The 14,498-nt window shown below is 67.7% G+C and carries 20 protein-coding genes; 16 read left to right on the top strand and 4 right to left on the bottom strand.

Features of this window, described 5'->3' with window-relative positions; genetic code table 11:
• The first annotated feature begins 162 nt into the window (after window positions 1-162).
• Window positions 163-735, top strand: a complete 573-nt coding sequence (locus ACFWFP_RS31315) for a hypothetical protein (RefSeq protein ID WP_379301094.1) — start codon at window positions 163-165, stop codon at window positions 733-735.
• 1 nt (window position 736) lies between these two features.
• Entirely contained in the window at window positions 737-946 is a 210-nt protein-coding gene (locus ACFWFP_RS31310; protein ID WP_379301092.1) for a hypothetical protein, read from the top strand.
• Window positions 947-955: 9 nt separating this feature from the next.
• Here the strand turns inward: ACFWFP_RS31310 and ACFWFP_RS31305 are convergent, their stop codons facing one another.
• Together ACFWFP_RS31305 and ACFWFP_RS31300 are read right to left on the bottom strand one after the other, a co-directional pair.
• The gene (locus ACFWFP_RS31305; RefSeq protein WP_379301090.1) at window positions 956-1,375 is read right to left on the bottom strand and encodes a hypothetical protein; all 420 of its coding nucleotides are present in this window, start codon (window positions 1,373-1,375) and stop codon (window positions 956-958) included.
• Between the two features lie 85 nt (window positions 1,376-1,460).
• The gene (locus tag ACFWFP_RS31300) at window positions 1,461-2,078 is read right to left on the bottom strand and encodes a helix-turn-helix domain-containing protein (RefSeq protein ID WP_379301088.1); all 618 of its coding nucleotides are present in this window, start codon (window positions 2,076-2,078) and stop codon (window positions 1,461-1,463) included.
• A gap of 257 nt (window positions 2,079-2,335) precedes the next feature.
• Between ACFWFP_RS31300 and ACFWFP_RS31295 the strand changes: the two genes are divergently transcribed.
• The 7 genes from ACFWFP_RS31295 (at window position 2,336) to ACFWFP_RS31265 (ending at window position 6,078) form a co-directional block, all read left to right on the top strand.
• Window positions 2,336-2,761 carry a hypothetical protein gene (locus ACFWFP_RS31295; RefSeq protein ID WP_379301086.1) on the top strand — a complete coding sequence of 142 codons (426 nt, stop codon included), beginning with the start codon at window positions 2,336-2,338 and terminating at the stop codon, window positions 2,759-2,761.
• Between the two features lie 81 nt (window positions 2,762-2,842).
• On the top strand, window positions 2,843-3,034 hold the full coding sequence (locus ACFWFP_RS31290) for a hypothetical protein (protein ID WP_379301084.1): 192 nt from the start codon (window positions 2,843-2,845) through the stop codon (window positions 3,032-3,034).
• Window positions 3,035-3,203: 169 nt separating this feature from the next.
• Window positions 3,204-3,386: a hypothetical protein gene (locus ACFWFP_RS31285; RefSeq protein WP_379301082.1), complete on the top strand. Its 183-nt coding sequence runs from the start codon at window positions 3,204-3,206 to the stop codon at window positions 3,384-3,386.
• Window positions 3,383-3,817 (top strand): hypothetical protein, encoded by a 435-nt coding sequence (locus ACFWFP_RS31280; RefSeq protein ID WP_379301080.1) that lies wholly within the window; start codon window positions 3,383-3,385, stop codon window positions 3,815-3,817. Before ACFWFP_RS31285 ends, ACFWFP_RS31280 begins: the two co-directional genes overlap by 4 nt.
• Entirely contained in the window at window positions 3,817-4,317 is a 501-nt protein-coding gene (locus tag ACFWFP_RS31275) for a hypothetical protein (RefSeq protein ID WP_379301078.1), read from the top strand. Before ACFWFP_RS31280 ends, ACFWFP_RS31275 begins: the two co-directional genes overlap by 1 nt.
• Complete coding sequence (locus ACFWFP_RS31270; protein ID WP_379301076.1) at window positions 4,314-4,811, top strand: hypothetical protein; 498 nt, start codon at window positions 4,314-4,316, stop codon at window positions 4,809-4,811. Before ACFWFP_RS31275 ends, ACFWFP_RS31270 begins: the two co-directional genes overlap by 4 nt.
• Before the next feature lie 79 nt (window positions 4,812-4,890).
• The gene (locus tag ACFWFP_RS31265) at window positions 4,891-6,078 is read left to right on the top strand and encodes a hypothetical protein (RefSeq protein WP_379301074.1); all 1,188 of its coding nucleotides are present in this window, start codon (window positions 4,891-4,893) and stop codon (window positions 6,076-6,078) included.
• Window positions 6,079-6,151: 73 nt separating this feature from the next.
• On the opposite strand, the gene ACFWFP_RS31260 is transcribed toward ACFWFP_RS31265, so the two are convergent.
• Window positions 6,152-7,477: a PIN-like domain-containing protein gene (locus ACFWFP_RS31260; protein WP_379301073.1), complete on the bottom strand. Its 1,326-nt coding sequence runs from the start codon at window positions 7,475-7,477 to the stop codon at window positions 6,152-6,154.
• Window positions 7,478-7,621: 144 nt separating this feature from the next.
• Here ACFWFP_RS31260 and ACFWFP_RS31255 point away from each other — a divergent pair, with 144 nt between their 5' ends.
• The gene (locus ACFWFP_RS31255; protein WP_379301072.1) at window positions 7,622-8,683 is read left to right on the top strand and encodes a hypothetical protein; all 1,062 of its coding nucleotides are present in this window, start codon (window positions 7,622-7,624) and stop codon (window positions 8,681-8,683) included.
• 541 nt (window positions 8,684-9,224) lie between these two features.
• Here ACFWFP_RS31255 and ACFWFP_RS31250 read toward each other — a convergent pair.
• Complete coding sequence (locus tag ACFWFP_RS31250; protein WP_379301070.1) at window positions 9,225-9,554, bottom strand: hypothetical protein; 330 nt, start codon at window positions 9,552-9,554, stop codon at window positions 9,225-9,227.
• 141 nt (window positions 9,555-9,695) lie between these two features.
• On the opposite strand from ACFWFP_RS31250, the gene ACFWFP_RS31245 reads away from it, so the two are divergent.
• From ACFWFP_RS31245 to ACFWFP_RS31220, 6 genes are all read left to right on the top strand, one after another.
• Complete coding sequence (locus ACFWFP_RS31245) at window positions 9,696-10,487, top strand: hypothetical protein (RefSeq protein WP_379301068.1); 792 nt, start codon at window positions 9,696-9,698, stop codon at window positions 10,485-10,487.
• A gap of 1 nt (window position 10,488) precedes the next feature.
• Entirely contained in the window at window positions 10,489-12,075 is a 1,587-nt protein-coding gene (locus ACFWFP_RS31240; RefSeq protein ID WP_379301066.1) for a DNA methyltransferase, read from the top strand.
• 87 nt (window positions 12,076-12,162) lie between these two features.
• On the top strand, window positions 12,163-13,017 hold the full coding sequence (locus ACFWFP_RS31235) for a DUF5131 family protein (protein ID WP_379301064.1): 855 nt from the start codon (window positions 12,163-12,165) through the stop codon (window positions 13,015-13,017).
• Window positions 13,005-13,382: a hypothetical protein gene (locus tag ACFWFP_RS31230; protein ID WP_379301062.1), complete on the top strand. Its 378-nt coding sequence runs from the start codon at window positions 13,005-13,007 to the stop codon at window positions 13,380-13,382. The genes ACFWFP_RS31235 and ACFWFP_RS31230 overlap by 13 nt, the downstream gene beginning before the upstream one ends.
• Entirely contained in the window at window positions 13,379-13,966 is a 588-nt protein-coding gene (locus ACFWFP_RS31225) for a hypothetical protein (RefSeq protein ID WP_379301060.1), read from the top strand. The genes ACFWFP_RS31230 and ACFWFP_RS31225 overlap by 4 nt, the downstream gene beginning before the upstream one ends.
• Window positions 13,966-14,340: a hypothetical protein gene (locus ACFWFP_RS31220; protein ID WP_379301058.1), complete on the top strand. Its 375-nt coding sequence runs from the start codon at window positions 13,966-13,968 to the stop codon at window positions 14,338-14,340. The genes ACFWFP_RS31225 and ACFWFP_RS31220 overlap by 1 nt, the downstream gene beginning before the upstream one ends.
• Window positions 14,341-14,498 lie beyond the last annotated feature (158 nt).

Raw genomic sequence — 14,498 nt, 5'->3', positions numbered from 1 at the left:
TGCTCAACGCCACGGCGATGTCTCGGCGGAGTTCGTCGTCTACGACGTAGGTGGGAGCCTTCGCGCGCCGCCGCTGGCCGAGATGGCGGTACTCCCACCTGGCGGCTGCCGGGACTCGCGCCGTCGATCGGGCCAGCCCCGATCCTGGGTACAGTCGAAGTCGTGACTGAGCTTGACGACACGATCGACGCCATCAGCCGCGCAAGCGTCCACGCCACAACCGCCCTGCTGACCGAACACGGTGCGGCGCCCGCCCCTCGGATTTACTTGCTCGACTCGGCCCGGCCCCAACCACTCACCGGCTACATCACATGTCGTCCGTACCGGCGCGGCCGGGATGCTCACGCTGCGATCACCGGCCTGGGTGCGGGTGCGCGCGCGAGTGGAGCCACTCATGTCGTCGTTACCTGGGAGGACGCCGACTTGATCGCCTCGATCAGCGGGCCTGGCGATTACCCTCACGGCCTTGCGATACTGGCCGCCGACATTGCCCACCACCGCCTAACCCGCCACCCCTTCACGCCGAACTTGAACTCCCCCAACCGGAGCGGTGCACCCACCGTCACCCCGGCTTGGCACCGTGCGGACACCATCGAAGCTCACCCGCTACCACCCTGCATCAGCACTCTCCTGCAAATTTGGCGCACCTTCCCCGTCCCCGATGGCGCCCTCGAACAGATGACCACCGCCGGTTACACCATCCGACAGACCCCCGCATCGACTGCATGCGTGTGACATGACAGGCGCCGCCGAGCCGCACGCTGGCCCGGAGGAACGTGCGCGATTCAGCCGCTGGGTCAAGGACCAAGCGTTCAGTCTTCAGGAAGGCCTCGCCGAGAAGCTGGCCCGTCTCGCCGCCGCCGAACGTAACCTCGACATTGCGACTTACCTGTTCCATCAACGACTTCACACCACACGCGCACTAGCGGCGTTCGGCAAGTCTTAGCCCAGCTCCTCATCCACGACCGCCACGCGCGTCGGATTCTGGGCGCTCTCGGACGCCGCGGCGGCCGAGAGTAATGAACGCGGTGACCATCGACAGCGAGCCCGCGCCGAAGATTGCCACACCTTCTAGGGCGGCGCCGTGGTCGGCGAAGTGCTTCGCAGTCAGTGCCAGGATCGCCACGCTCGCGAGTCCGCACAGCGGGCCCAGGGCGTCCAGTCCCACCGCACTCCACCGGATCCGCCGATCGTGGCACGCGTCACGCTCGAACACGGTGAGGATGCGGTCAACGGCTCCGGGCCTGGCCGATTCCCATCGTTTCAGGTCCGCAGGCGCGGGTAGGTCGGTCCAGCGGGTCGGTGCCGGTGTGGTGGCCGGCTGCTGGCGGGCGTTCGACACCGCGGCCGCGCGCGTGGTTCCGGTCGGGGGCACGGTCAACTCCTCTGCGGGTGGTGAATGTGGCAGAACCGTAGAGGCTTTCGTCACGGCGGCGTGGAAAACCAACCCACAGAGCAGTTCACCGCGAGTCTGTCGATGGCGCTGACGTGGGGACCAGTCGCCACGGTGGGCCTGGTGGGACGTCGACGATCGCCCCCATGCCGATCTCGGGATGGCCGCGACGGTCCGGTGCTACCTCGAACCCGATCCCGCCGACGAGCCGCGCCACCCCGGTCGGCCAGAAGATGGTGTCGAGAGTGACGACGCCCTTGATGGAGCCCAGCAGCGGGAGCCCCTGCTCGACGACCCACTGTGCGGTGTCGAAACCGATGCGCCACTTGGCCACGATGGCGTAGGTCCGCTCCGATGGGGTCAGGCCCGCCGTGTTGTCGTGGTCGTAGCCGGCGAAGCGTCGGAACAGGGCGTGCGGGGCGTGCAGTTCATAGGCCGGAGAGTCACAGAGTTCGAGGACCGAGACGCCCAGGTATGGGAACGGCAGATTCCGTCGATACGGGTAAGTCTTGATGAACTCGTGGAGGTCGTCGAGAGCGAAGCGTAGATGCTTCCCGCTCCCGTGGTTGGGCAGGATGTTCGTCCGGACGAGCGTCTGTAGATCGGCGGGACGAAATCGGTAGCCGGTGCCGTCGTAGATCACTTCGACAGCCTCGCCGCTGGTCAGGAGCCCGGGGATGGTCACGCCATCACGATAGCGGAACACGCTCCAAAAACACAGACATAAAAAACATATGAACCATGTGCGGCGGTCAAGCCCAGTTCTGCACCCTGCGTTAGGTTCATGTCCGCTAATGTCGGTTATCGGACATATAACCCCCAAACCCCCTGCTAGAAAACAGTTTCCGTGTAAAGTCACCCATGGCGACCGGGGGAAACGGTCGGTGGCCATCACTACGCTCGGCGAAAGCCCAGCTCACACACCGATTTCGGGGAAACTTCATGACCGATCAGCTACACCACCGTCTCGATGCCGCTGCGGCCCCTGCCCGTGGCCACGCCGAGCTCATGGGACCGATAGACCCTTTCGACAACGCCGCCGTCGAGGCCGCCTACGCGGCCACCCTGCCGGTGACACCCACCGCTCGGGTCTGGGCCGATCCGACGAACCCCACCGCTGGTGAGACCGTCACGGTCACCGCTGGGCCCGCCCTCGACCTCGCCACCTGGACCCCGGTCGGGCCCGTCCTGCACCAAGGCCGCCTACCCGACCACTACGAAGACGCCGACATCATCGCCGCCGCCGACGATTCGCTCGCTGCCGCAGGATGGACAGTGATCGGATATTGGGTCGCCGACTCATTCGGCTGGCGCGCCAGTGTCGGCCGCATCGAGATGCCCACTCTTCAGCGCCCAACGTCATGTTGACGCAGCTGCCGCCGGTCAGTGTTACGCCCACACCACCAAGGAGACCCCGAGTATGACCACCCCCACGGTCGGAGCGGACACATGAGCCCCGTGTACGCCGATCCCGCCGATCCCGCCGCGGTCGCCCGGCAATTGCGTCGAGAACTGCGCGCCCTCGCCCACGCCCTGCGTCGGGACGGGCACGCCGATCACGCCGATCACGCCGAAGCCCTTGCCCGAAAGTACGGGCCGAAAAACGACTTCACCACCGAGGAGTCCCGCGATGGAGAGTGACCGCGACACACCAAGTGCACACGTGCCGGGCGCCGCATCGCCGACCATGGATGCCGCTGGTCAGCGCCCGCCCGTCCTGGGGGCAGGGCTGTCACCGCGTGCTGATGGCCCGCTCGATCTACCGCACTCCGCTCGACGACACCGCAAAACAGACACCGATCTCAGGGGGATGACCGTGACCGATGAACCCAAGCCCGACGAACCGGCCGACATCGCGCCGTGGTCGGCGCAGTCTCTGTTCTCCGAACGTCACAGTGACGCCACCGGTTCGGAGCTGGGCCCGGTTCCCGGCAATGAGCTGCCGACCTTCTCGGCCGCTTACGACTACGACGCCGCCGAGCCCGCCGCATGAACGCCGACGACGCCGCGCGGCGCCTGGCAGCAGAGCTGCGGGAAGGCGCGCGCCAGAGCAGTACAGAACCCGACCTGCGGCCGCCGCCGCTGGCCGCGCCCGCCGAGTTCCCGATGCCGACCGCGGCCGACCGCGTCGCCGCACGGGATGCCCGCCGCACCGAGTTCCTATCCCGTGCGCGGTCGGTGCGCGCCGACGGCTGGGACGACTACTTGTTCACGTGGAGCACCGGCGAAGCGGTCGGTGTGGCGCTGCTGCTCGAAGACGACGCGGCGCTGTCCGAACTCGACGAAACCCGCGACAGCGCACTATCGCGTTGGGCCTACGAGCTGTTCAGCATGGTCGAAGCCCGCACCGACGCCGAACACAACTACCCGGTGACCCGCGCGTGGTTCCAGCAGACCCGGGCCGTACTCATCGAGGGTCTCTGATGCGCTGCGCTACACCATCACCGGCACAGAACAGTCCCGAGCAGCGGCGCGCTCTGCTGTTTCGGGGCTGGCCGACCGATGACCGGTCACGCCGATGCGATCGTGCGGCCCTGCATCTCCTCGATGCCGTAGGCCTGCTCGAGCACCCCGCGGTGCTCGAGCACACCGATATCGATTTCCTCAGCGCCCCCGTGCGATTTCCGTGGTGGTACGCGACGGTGAACTGGACTGCCCTGCACAGCGATCCCACCGTCGCCGACCTCGACGGGGCGACCGACCGCCTGCTGCGCCTGGCGGTGAGCATCGCCGCCGGTAACCCGGTTGACCCGCACGATGTGCTGGTCGACCTGGGCCCCGAGTATGCCCAGATGGTTGCTGCTGCCCTCGCCCGCACGACCGGTAGCGACGCCGATCTCGCGATCGCCGCCAGCCCGTCGCGCTGTGACGCCCGCTACGAGCACCGGTCCACGCCCACCACCCCAGGAGAGCCCACCTCATGACCGACCCCATCACAGCCTCTACCGACAAGCTGCGCGAATGGCTGATCACCGGCGGTGACCTCGCCGAGGGCCGACACCAGCGTGCCGCGGTCGAGCTCCTCGATTTCGCCGGGCTGCTCGACCGTCGCGGCCTGCGCGACCACATCACCACCCGCCTGGTCACCGACAGCGACGACAGGCACCACCTCATCGCCCGCGTGGACTGGACGGCGCTGGCCGCCGCCGACATCGGCCCGCTCGGCGGCGCCCAGCGCCGGTTGCTGGACCTGGCCCTCAGCCTCGGCGGAGGTATCCGGGTCGACCTGCGCTCGGTGGTCTGCGCCGAACTCGGTGACGCCCACGCCCGCGCCATTCTCGGTGCGGTCACCCGGGCACTCGGCCTGGCCGACGATGTGCAGATCAGCGACACCCCTGCCTACCTCGAGCGCAAACGCGAGCGGGACGCACAGCGTGCCGAGTTCCTCGGCGAGACCGGATCGGCGGCACGGGCATGAGCATCCTCGACACCGCGCGGGCGGCGGCCCTGATCGAAGCGCAGATCCTGGCGGCCGCCGTGCTGGCGGTCCATCCCCGATGAGCACCGAGCCCGGACGGCTCCGCTCGGTCGCGACCGGCGGCGATCACCCCGACCTGATCGCCGCCGACGCCGCGCGCACCCACTACGCCGCGGCCGCGACCCCCGCCGCCACGACCCGGGCCTACTCCGAAGCATGGGAGGCGTTCCATACCTGGTGCGGCACAGTGGATCTGGTATCGCTACCGGCCGACCCGGTCACCGTCGAGCGGTACATTGCCCTCGGCGCCGTGCGCAAGGACCTCGCGGCGTCGACGCTGGCGGTGTGGATCGCCGCGATCGCCGACCGCCACCACGATGCCGGCCATCTCGACCCGACGACCGGCGAGAAGGTCCGCGAGGTCCTGGCCGGAGTCCGCACCACCCAAACCCTGGCCGGACGCGAAATCGACCAGGCACCAGCAGCTGATCACCCGGTCGTGACCGCGATGATCACCACCGCCCACACCACTGCGGTGACCTGGCCGGAAAAGGTCGCCGCCCGCCGCGACATCGCGATGATCCTCACCGGCTTCTCCATGCTCGGGCGCCGCAGCGAAATCGCCGCTCTCACAGCGTCGGACCTGTCGGTCACCACCGGCGGCGGCGAGCGGCTGCTGAGCATCCGACGGCGTGGCAGCAAAGCCAACCGGGAAGAGATCACCCGCGTCTACCGCCGCGCCGGATCCGGTCCGGCACTGTACTGCCTCTGGTGTGGGCTGCACCGCTGGCTGGTCGTGCTCGACGCCCGCGACCGTGCCGCGGACCGCGAAGTCCGGCGCCAGAAACGCCACCGGCACACCACCATCGACCAGGCCGCAATCAACCGGGCCGTGTCGCTCGCGGTCCAACGGGTACTGATCACCGACGACACCGACCCGCACACCCACCGCTGCGCGCAAGCGTGGCCCGAACTGGCAGACCCGCACACGCCGCTGTTCCGGCCACTGGCCAAGGCAGGGCCACCCCTGGACCGCGCCATCTCCGACCGGCAGATCGCGCGCATCATCAAAACCCGGGGTGGTGCCGCCGGCCATCCGGGCCTGCGTGGACATTCTCTGCGCGCCGGTGGAGCCACCGAAGCTTTCGCGCGCGGTGCTTTGCTCACCGACGTCATGGCCCTGGGTGGGTGGCGCAGTGCCGCCTCGGCCATGCTCTACGACCGGGATGGCGAACAGCGCTCGGCCCGAGTCGAACTAGGTATTTGATTCTCAAAGTAGGAAGGGGTTGCGCCCCCAGGCAGCCAAAATTGGAATCAGCTGGGCGGCGCGGCGCCCATCCTCACTCGGCGGGCTTGTCTCCCGTGGCGGGCTTCTTCGCGGTGGCGGACTTCTTCGCAGTCGGCGCAGCCTTCTTCGCGGTGCTGGACTTCTTCGCTGTTGGCCGCGCAGCCTTCTTCTTCTGCGGCGGCAGTGCCTTCGGTGCCGGGTCCGAACCCGGTTCCGCGAGGGCCTGGCGGAGATATGCGCCGGGGTCGACCCAGGCCGTCGCGAAGGCTTGGCGGAAATATGCGCCGGGGTCGAAGTTGCCCGCCGCGAGGGCCTGGCGGACCTCTTCGCCGGGGTCGAAGTTGGCCGCCGCGGCGGCCTGGCGGAAATACGAGATGGAGTCGAGACCGGCCGCCGCGACGCCCTGGCGGAACCCTGCACCATGGTCGAAAGTGACTGCCGCGAGGGCTCGGCGGAGATCTGCGGCTTCGTCGACCGCCGCGTCGCTGACCTGTGCGGCGAGATACTTCTGGGCCAAGCCGAGGTAGGTCTGGACGTCGACCAGATGAAACTCGCAATCGGCCTGCTTCTTCATCTCTCGAACCAGCTCGACGCGAGGCATCGTGTAGTGGCCGTCGCTGAATACCCAGTCCGGCTTGGTTTCGTTGGTGACAAGAAGCACCGGCAACCCCCGGCTGGATGCTTCGTTGATCGTCTGCTTCCATACCAGGAAGTCCCCGATCGCCCGCTCACCTTTACGACCGTCGGCGTAGCCAGGCGGAACGTGCCCCGCATGGCGGATTTCGTGCTCTTTGTGGGCTGCGGCGGCCTCCTTGTCACCGAATGCTGCACCGATCTTCCCGTCGAAGAGCTCGCCGAGCTGTGTGAGGATCGGGTCCGAATCCGGGTGGGCATCGAGGTCGATGGTGATGCCGACGGTTCCTTCGATCTCGCGGATCAGGGTGTCGACAGCAGCGTGCACTCCGTCGCGGACGGCGTCCGCGACCTCCTGGTCGAGCCCATGACGGTGGGCGTGGTGAGCCGCGATCGCCACCAGCTCCGCGATCGGCTTGGCCATTTGAGCGGCGATCACGTCTCGAATGCCTTGACGGTCCGCTATCACCGAGGCCCGCCGGTCGTGGAATTCCTCACCGACCCGATTCGGGATCCAGAGCCGCTCGCCCAGGAGTTCCAGGGCGGCGAAGTACTCCTCGCGGGTGGTGTCGGTGAACCGGTACAGGTCCAGGACGGCGTTCGTGTCGAGCACGACGAGGCCATCGGTGACGAAATGTCGAAGGTCGTCGTCGGTCGGCGGATAGTAGCCCGCGAACTCGGTTCGGAACGTGGACCTTTCGGCAGTGGCCTTCGTGGTCTTCTTTGCGCGAGGAGAGTTCGGCATTCGGCCAAGAGTACGGTCGGCGGCACGCATCCCGCCGCGGGGTTCGGATCTCGCACATGTCGATTCCGACCCAGGTCTGGTGGCTGGCGTCTTCGTCAATGCCCACCGCCTTGTCTGTGTCGACCTGCTGTAAGACTGGTCGCGATGACCGACATACCTGACGGGCGGGACGCCGAAACCGACATCGACCCGGCCGTCGCCGAACTGGACCGAATCCTTGCCCGGGTCCAAGGCCTACGGCCCGAACACGACCGGGAATGGACACAGTTCGCGTGCTGGGCGGTCGCGAACGAGCACCGGGTACTTCCAGCGTCGGCGCAGGTGCTGCTCGCCTACCTCGCCGCCTACCCCGGAACCTTGACCACCCAACGCGGCCGCGCTACCGCGATCGCCGCCGCGCACCGCGCCGCCCGCCGCGAATCCGGTGACCCGCAACCGGTCCCGAGCACGAGAACGGTTCTCGGCCTCCCGTCACCGGCTGAGGCCGAGTCCGTGCGCCGCGCCCTGAGACCACAGCGCGCCGAGCGCCTCGCCGGCCACCGCGCCCGAGTCGAGGCCGTGTTGCCGCACCTGCCGATCACCGGCTGGCCTGATGCCCTGACCGCACGCCGCGACGCGGTCATCTTGCACTTGGCGGCCGCGGGCCTGTCCTGGGACACCATCGCCGGATTGCGCCAACGTGATGTGATCCTGGGCGACACCGTCGTGATCGTCGGCAGCCAACCACTGGTGGAGCTGACCGCGTCCGGCCTGCCCATCACCTGTCCGGTCGCGGTGACCCGCCGCTGGGCCACGGTGCTCGCCCACGCGCCGCGCGCCACCGGCCACATCGAACTCGAACGCCTCCTCACCGCTGCCGACGACGTGACCGAACCGATCCACCAACTCCTCGCCCACTGGGCCGACCAGCCCTTGCTCACCCGCTTCGACGGGCGCGGCCTGGCCGATGGCGTGGTCGATGAGCTCGACCCACTCACCGGCGCTGAGGTCGCCGAGATCGTCGCCACACGAATGGCTTTCGACATCCCCGTCACTACCAGCGATCTGGACCCGAACTACTTCGAACGTGGCATCGCTGCCCGTGCCCGTGCCCGCGAGATCAGCGACGACCTCGACGAACTCTTCGCCCGGCTCGACGCCCTCGCCGATCCGCTGCTCGACCTCAGTCGGGAGTCCATGCGTACCCAAGGACTCACCCCCGACTGATTTCTGAGGCAGGGCAAAGCAGGATCGAGCCCGTGCAGGCCCTGCTCGGCGCGATGGAGAACAAGCGCCGCACGACCGGATCGGCGCGGGCATGACCGACAATTCATCGGCAGAGGAGCTATTTCAGCTGCTCAAGCCCTTCGGCGCGCAACGGTGCGGCGACCTGGAGACTCGCCCAACCGAGCTATGCTGCTATCTGACAGCGCTGCTGGCCGAGGGCCGGGCTCCATCTTCACTTCGAGGACGCCTGTGCCGACTGAACTCTTGCTGCTCATCCCAGCAATTGCCTGCTGGCGCCCTTCGATGCTGATCCAGCTGATCCCCACCACCTGGACTCTTGAGGATCCGGTCACCCGCACCGCCAACGCAGACCTGCAGCACCAGCTTGCCGATCACCTCGAATCTGGGGCCATGAGCGCCGACGGGCGCCTAGGCGCGGGCCCTGGCCAACCAGTAGAAACAGTTCGGCCCCCGCTTTCTCTCTCCGAGGGGCGGGGCAGAACTGCTGTTATCGCACACACCGCCCGGCCGCGCGTGCGGGTCAGGCTTCTCGCGTGTAGTCCTCGTGCCACTGCTCGAGGACCGACAGCGGCCAGTAGAGGCGATACAGGATGCGATGCGGCGCGGGGAAGGGCGCCTTCTTCGGCCCGCCGCGCGCCATCCATCCGGTGACGGTGCGCGAGGGGATCTCGGTGATGGCCTCGACCCCGGCGATGTCGACCCACACATCCCCGTCTGCCAGCTCCGGCAGACCGAGCAGACGCCCGGCGGGGGGCTGATCGCCTTCGGCGCGGGCCTGGCGGATCTGCGCGGAGCGATCCGCCAGGTCGAGGTCTTCGACCGGGCGCGTTCGGGTCGGGTCGACCGGCATTCGGACATCGCTTTCTGTCAGGGGTTTCACGGCATCGCTGACGGGTCCGGGACAAGTTCGCAGTTCCAAAACTGTAGCAGTTTGCCGCGTCGCGCTGTACAGTTTTATCACTGCACAGTTTTGGAACTGCAAGGAGTTTTCATGTGCCTTCGTGACTCGACCACTGCGCCCTACTGCCCCTGCCCCGCCACCGAGCCCGGCCACTACGAGGGTCCTTTCGTCTGCGACTGGCACGACAGCGACGACCGGCTGTGGTTCGCCGATGTCGCCCTGGTCGCGGCATTCGTCGGCGAGGCGGTCCGTGCCGAGCTGCTCGGACACATCCTCGATGCCCAGACCCTGTGGGATGTCGTCGATGACGGCTTCTACGGCTGCTTCAAAAACGTCGCGGCGCTGGACCTGTACAACGCCGCGCTCGCTCTGACATCGAACGGCGACTTCACGTCGGCGCCCGACGCCGAGGCCCGCGCGTACCGGCTGGTTGCCGAGCTGGTCGAGCACTTCTGCGATCCCAGCCCGCTGCTGCTCGAATGGCACATCCAGCAGGTGATCACCGCGCCCTGGCGCTCCCGCCGCCATGCACGCAAGGCGTTGCGGCGCTTCGTGCTCACCCACGGACTGAATCCCACCAACGCTGACCACATCGAGGTCCTCGACCACAGTCGCCGCCACGGCACGCGTACGCCTCAGCTGCGCTACGGCACCTACCTGGTCTATCTCGGTGTCGCCGGTGACGGGTCGGGCCACTACGTCCACGCTGACGTCACTCGTTCGGTGTGGGAGCTGCTCGGCTCTCCCCGCCGGTTGACCCGTGCGGAGTCGGCGATGCTGGCCTACGCCAACAGCGAGGGCCTGGCCGATCTCGAAATGCGCTGGCGCCACACCGTGTCCGCCGTGCTGGCCAAGCTGTCCGACTTCGCGATGGGCGTCTGAGATGAGCCTGCGATCCACGGTGTTCTTCGCTGGATGGGGCGGGGACAGTCAGGGGTTCGACGCGGTCCCCGGTGTCACGACCAGCCTGGCGGGCAATCACAACCCGATCTGTGTCGAGGTCCATGCGCTCAATTTCCCTGACACCTATCACCTTCCGCCTGGTGATGTCCGCAAGATCGACCTGGCCACGCTGCCCTACACCGAGTTGTTCTGGGCGTCGCCGGCGTGCCCTGCGTGGACCGACGCCAAGGGCAAGAAACGGTATTTCGATCGGTCGAATCAGTACACGCTCATCGAGGACACCGAACTCGGCGAGCTGGTCGAGGACCCGGCCGAGGCGCGTTCGCGGGCGTTGATCGAGCAGATCCCGCGCTACCTGCGCGCGATGGCCGGTCGCGGTACGCCGGTGCTGGGCGGGGTGATGGAGAACGTGATCCAGTGCCGCCGGTGGGACAAGTGGGCCGAGTGGCGGCGTTCGATCGAGGAGATCGGCCCCGGCTACGAGGTCGCGGTGATCGCGCTCAACTCGATGCACGCGATGCCGCGTGTGTGCTCCCCCGCGCCGCAATCGCGTGACCGGCTCTACGTCATGTACTGGTTGAAAACGCTGGGTCGGCGGCCCGACCTGGACAAGTGGCTGCGTCCGCGCGCCTTCTGCGACCGCTGCGACAAGGTCGTCGACGCGATCCAGTCGTGGAAGCAGCCCGGGGTCGAGATGGGCCGCTACGGCGCGCACGGTCAGTACGTGTACCGGTGCCCGTCCAAGACCTGCGCCTACCAGGTCGTCGAGCCGTTCACGACCCCGGCGTCGGCGGCGATCAACTGGAATCTCGACCCTGGCCAGAAGATCGGCGAGCGCACCAAGCCGTTGGCGGCCGCGACGCTGGACCGGATCCGGATCGGATTGGAGAAGTACGCGGGCGAGGCGATGCTGAGCCCGGCCGGTGGGACCTGGCGCACCGCGGCGACCCCGTTGTCGGAGCCGATGTCGACGCGCACGACCCGCGAGACCGACGCGCTGGTGCTGCCGCCGATGGTGGTGCAGACCAGCAAGCGATCCACCCAGCACGCCCGCACCGCGGGAATGCCGATGCCGACGCAGACCACGCGCCGCGAGCTCGGGGTGGCCATCCCACCGTTTCTGACCTCGCTACGCGGCGGGGGCAGCAAGAAGCTCGTCTACGGCGTCGACCAGCCGCTGGCCACGTTCTCCGCCAGCGGGTTTCACCACGGACTGGTCTCGCCCCCCGGCGCCGAGCAAGGGCGTGAGGAGCTGCTGGTGCCCTACTACCGCACCGGGGTCACACAGCCAGTCACCGACCCAATGGGCACCCTGACCACCCGCGATCGGTTCGGGTTGCTCGGTGTCGATCCGGACCGGCTGCTCGCCGAGTGCACCTTCCGGATGCTCGACCCCGACGAGATCCGCGACGGCATGGCCTTCCGCTCGACCTTCAAACCGATCGGCGACAAGCGCACCCAGGCCGCCGGCTACGGCAACGCCGTCACCCCACCGACAGCGGAGGTGCTGGGTTGCGCGCTGGCTGAGGCCATCACCGGCGAAACCATCGAGCGGTTCGCCTCCTGAAAATGGCGGGACCGGGGTGCACCTAACACCCCGGTTCCGCCGCTCATCCTCCCACTCTCCCGAGGAGATTCCCATGAAGGACAAGCAATGACCGGTATCGAATGGACCGAGACCACCTGGAATCCGGTCACCGGGTGTGACCGCATCAGCGCCGGGTGTGACAACTGCTACGCACTGGCAATGTCCAAGCGGCTCAAGGCGATGGGCTCGGCGAAGTACCAGGCCGACGGTGACCCCCGCACGTCCGGGCCCGGGTTCGCCGTCACCGAACACCCCGACGCCCTCGACATCCCCCGCCGTTGGCGCGCACCGCGGTTGGTGTTCGTCAACTCCATGTCCGACCTGTTCCACGCCAAGGTCAGCGAGGAGTTCGTGCGGGCGGTGTTCGACGTCATCGCCCAGACCCCGCAGCACACCTACCAGGTGCTGACCAAGCGTCCCGGCCGGGCCCGGCGCCTGGCCGAACGTGACCTGGTGTTCCCGCCGAACCTGTGGCTGGGGACCTCGGTCGAGAACGGGGCGACCACACACCGCATCGACGACCTACTCGCTACCCCGGCGGCGGTGCGGTTCCTGTCATGCGAACCGCTACTCGGACCGATCGACCTGGACCGGTGGTTGTTCCCGAACCGCTGCTCAGGTGGGTGCGCGTGCCGGTGGCCTGATGACGGCGACCGTTTCGAGTGCGCCTGCAGCGGCGAGTGCGCCGACTGGTGCCCGACGCCAGCGATCGACTGGGTGATCGTCGGCGGCGAATCCGGGCCTCACGCACGCCCGATCGACCCCGAATGGGTGCGTGATCTGCGCGATCAGTGCGTCGGCGCGGGGACCGCGTTCTTCTTCAAACAGTGGGGTGGTCGCACCCCGAAAGCCTCCGGTCGCGAGCTCGACGGCCGTACCTGGAGCGAATTCCCCGGAAAGGACACCCGATGCCCCGCTTGATGAGTGTGAGCTTGACCGAGGACCAGGTTCGGGCCCGCGCAAAATTCGTGACGCGGCGCATGGGCTGGGCGTACCTGCGTCCTGGTGAGCGGGTGACGTTGTGCCGCAAGGTGATGGGCCGTCGCCGCGGTGAGCCGTTGGTGCGCATCGTCGACGTCGAGATCCTCGACGTCCGCCGCGAGCCCCTTGACGCCATCGCCGCCGATGACGTGCGCGCCGAAGGGTTTCCCGACATGACGCCGCAGCAGTTCGTCGAGTTCTTCTGCGCGACCCACAAGGGCTGCACCCCCACCAGCGAGGTGACGCGTATCCGCTGGCGCTACCTCGACACCCCACCGCACTCCCCCGAAGGAACCATCCGATGACATTCGAGATCAGCACCGACCACCACGAACTGTTCGAGCACCTGCTCGACGACGAGGGAGGTCGCGTGGACTGCTGCATTGTGCCCGCCGCCCTGGCCGGACACTTCCCCCACACCGACTACCGCGCCGACCTGCCCATCGAGATATCGGGCGTCTTCCTGGCCATCCCCAACCCCGCCGATCCCGCGCGGCTGCTGGTCGGGGTCATCGCCCCGCAGATCGGGGACCGCGGGCTTTTGTTCGTCGGCCTGGACTACATCGCCCACCTCGACTGCGCCCACCCGATCTGCCAGGGCGTCCACTCTCGGCGCCGCGACGAGCTGGCCCAGATACCCGCTGACGGTTCGGTTTTCGCCGTCTGCGATCTGCACACCCCCGCACTCGGGGACGGGCCCAGGTTCTACCTGGGCCACATCAACGACCACCTGGCCGCCGCCACCGCTGGCTGGAACGGCATTGTCGCCGAGTACACCGAGCTCGCGAGCTGGTGGGACACGTTCAACCACGCTCAATATCCTGTCGTCGGCGATCGTCGCTACAGGCCGGCGCATCCGCAGACCAGCGACCGGACAGGAAAGCTGTGATGAGCACCGCGCACCGCACCGCCGACTGCCGCTCCCACCACACGCTCGTGTCGGACGTACGGGCAGAACTCGTCACCCTCTGTGGGTCGATGCGGTTCTTCAGCCAGATGCTCACCGTCGCGGCGGAACTCACCGCCCAGGGCATCGTGGTGCTCGCACCATTCTGCGTCGTTCCCTCCAGCGACCAGGACACCCTGGCCAAGACCGAGCTGGACGAGCTGCACCGCGACAAGATCCGGCTCGCGACCCGGCGCATCGTGGTCGTCAGCGACGAAACGGGCTACGTCGGTGAATCGACCCGCGCCGAGATTGCCTTCGCCGAGAAACTCGGACTCATCGTCGAGCGCCGCCCGGTCGCCGACCACACCGACTAGGGGGTCCTGCCCCGATCTACCCATCTGATTCGCGCCCGCTTGTTCGTAGACGCCTTCACCTTGTCGGTGGGGGCGTCTACAGTGGCGGCTGCGGTACATACCGTGGGCCCGGTTCGAGGCCCGGGATTGATGCGCGGCCCGTGACCGCGCATCACCAT

This window comes from Nocardia sp. NPDC060249, from assembly GCF_042728755.1.
GTDB lineage: Bacteria > Actinomycetota > Actinomycetes > Mycobacteriales > Mycobacteriaceae > Nocardia.
The sequence above is the reverse complement of the archived record's forward strand: the minus strand, read 5'-3'. Positions and strand labels throughout refer to the sequence as shown.

What these genes read in the sequence shown, in the direction of transcription:
- ACFWFP_RS31280 (WP_379301080.1), top strand. Translation starts at nt 3,383, where the DNA reads ATGAACGCCGACGACGCCGCGCGGCGCCTGGCAGCAGAGCTGCGGGAA.
- ACFWFP_RS31295 (WP_379301086.1), top strand. Translation starts at nt 2,336, where the DNA reads ATGACCGATCAGCTACACCACCGTCTCGATGCCGCTGCGGCCCCTGCC.
- ACFWFP_RS31310 (WP_379301092.1), top strand. Translation starts at nt 737, where the DNA reads ATGACAGGCGCCGCCGAGCCGCACGCTGGCCCGGAGGAACGTGCGCGA.
- ACFWFP_RS31285 (WP_379301082.1), top strand. Translation starts at nt 3,204, where the DNA reads ATGACCGTGACCGATGAACCCAAGCCCGACGAACCGGCCGACATCGCG.
- ACFWFP_RS31235 (WP_379301064.1), top strand. Translation starts at nt 12,163, where the DNA reads ATGACCGGTATCGAATGGACCGAGACCACCTGGAATCCGGTCACCGGG.
- ACFWFP_RS31270 (WP_379301076.1), top strand. Translation starts at nt 4,314, where the DNA reads ATGACCGACCCCATCACAGCCTCTACCGACAAGCTGCGCGAATGGCTG.
- ACFWFP_RS31220 (WP_379301058.1), top strand. Translation starts at nt 13,966, where the DNA reads ATGAGCACCGCGCACCGCACCGCCGACTGCCGCTCCCACCACACGCTC.
- ACFWFP_RS31245 (WP_379301068.1), top strand. Translation starts at nt 9,696, where the DNA reads ATGTGCCTTCGTGACTCGACCACTGCGCCCTACTGCCCCTGCCCCGCC.
- ACFWFP_RS31230 (WP_379301062.1), top strand. Translation starts at nt 13,005, where the DNA reads ATGCCCCGCTTGATGAGTGTGAGCTTGACCGAGGACCAGGTTCGGGCC.
- ACFWFP_RS31250 (WP_379301070.1), bottom strand. Translation starts at nt 9,554, where the DNA reads ATGCCGGTCGACCCGACCCGAACGCGCCCGGTCGAAGACCTCGACCTG.
- ACFWFP_RS31240 (WP_379301066.1), top strand. Translation starts at nt 10,489, where the DNA reads ATGAGCCTGCGATCCACGGTGTTCTTCGCTGGATGGGGCGGGGACAGT.
- ACFWFP_RS31290 (WP_379301084.1), top strand. Translation starts at nt 2,843, where the DNA reads ATGAGCCCCGTGTACGCCGATCCCGCCGATCCCGCCGCGGTCGCCCGG.
- ACFWFP_RS31275 (WP_379301078.1), top strand. Translation starts at nt 3,817, where the DNA reads ATGCGCTGCGCTACACCATCACCGGCACAGAACAGTCCCGAGCAGCGG.
- ACFWFP_RS31255 (WP_379301072.1), top strand. Translation starts at nt 7,622, where the DNA reads ATGACCGACATACCTGACGGGCGGGACGCCGAAACCGACATCGACCCG.
- ACFWFP_RS31265 (WP_379301074.1), top strand. Translation starts at nt 4,891, where the DNA reads ATGAGCACCGAGCCCGGACGGCTCCGCTCGGTCGCGACCGGCGGCGAT.
- ACFWFP_RS31225 (WP_379301060.1), top strand. Translation starts at nt 13,379, where the DNA reads ATGACATTCGAGATCAGCACCGACCACCACGAACTGTTCGAGCACCTG.
- ACFWFP_RS31260 (WP_379301073.1), bottom strand. Translation starts at nt 7,477, where the DNA reads ATGCCGAACTCTCCTCGCGCAAAGAAGACCACGAAGGCCACTGCCGAA.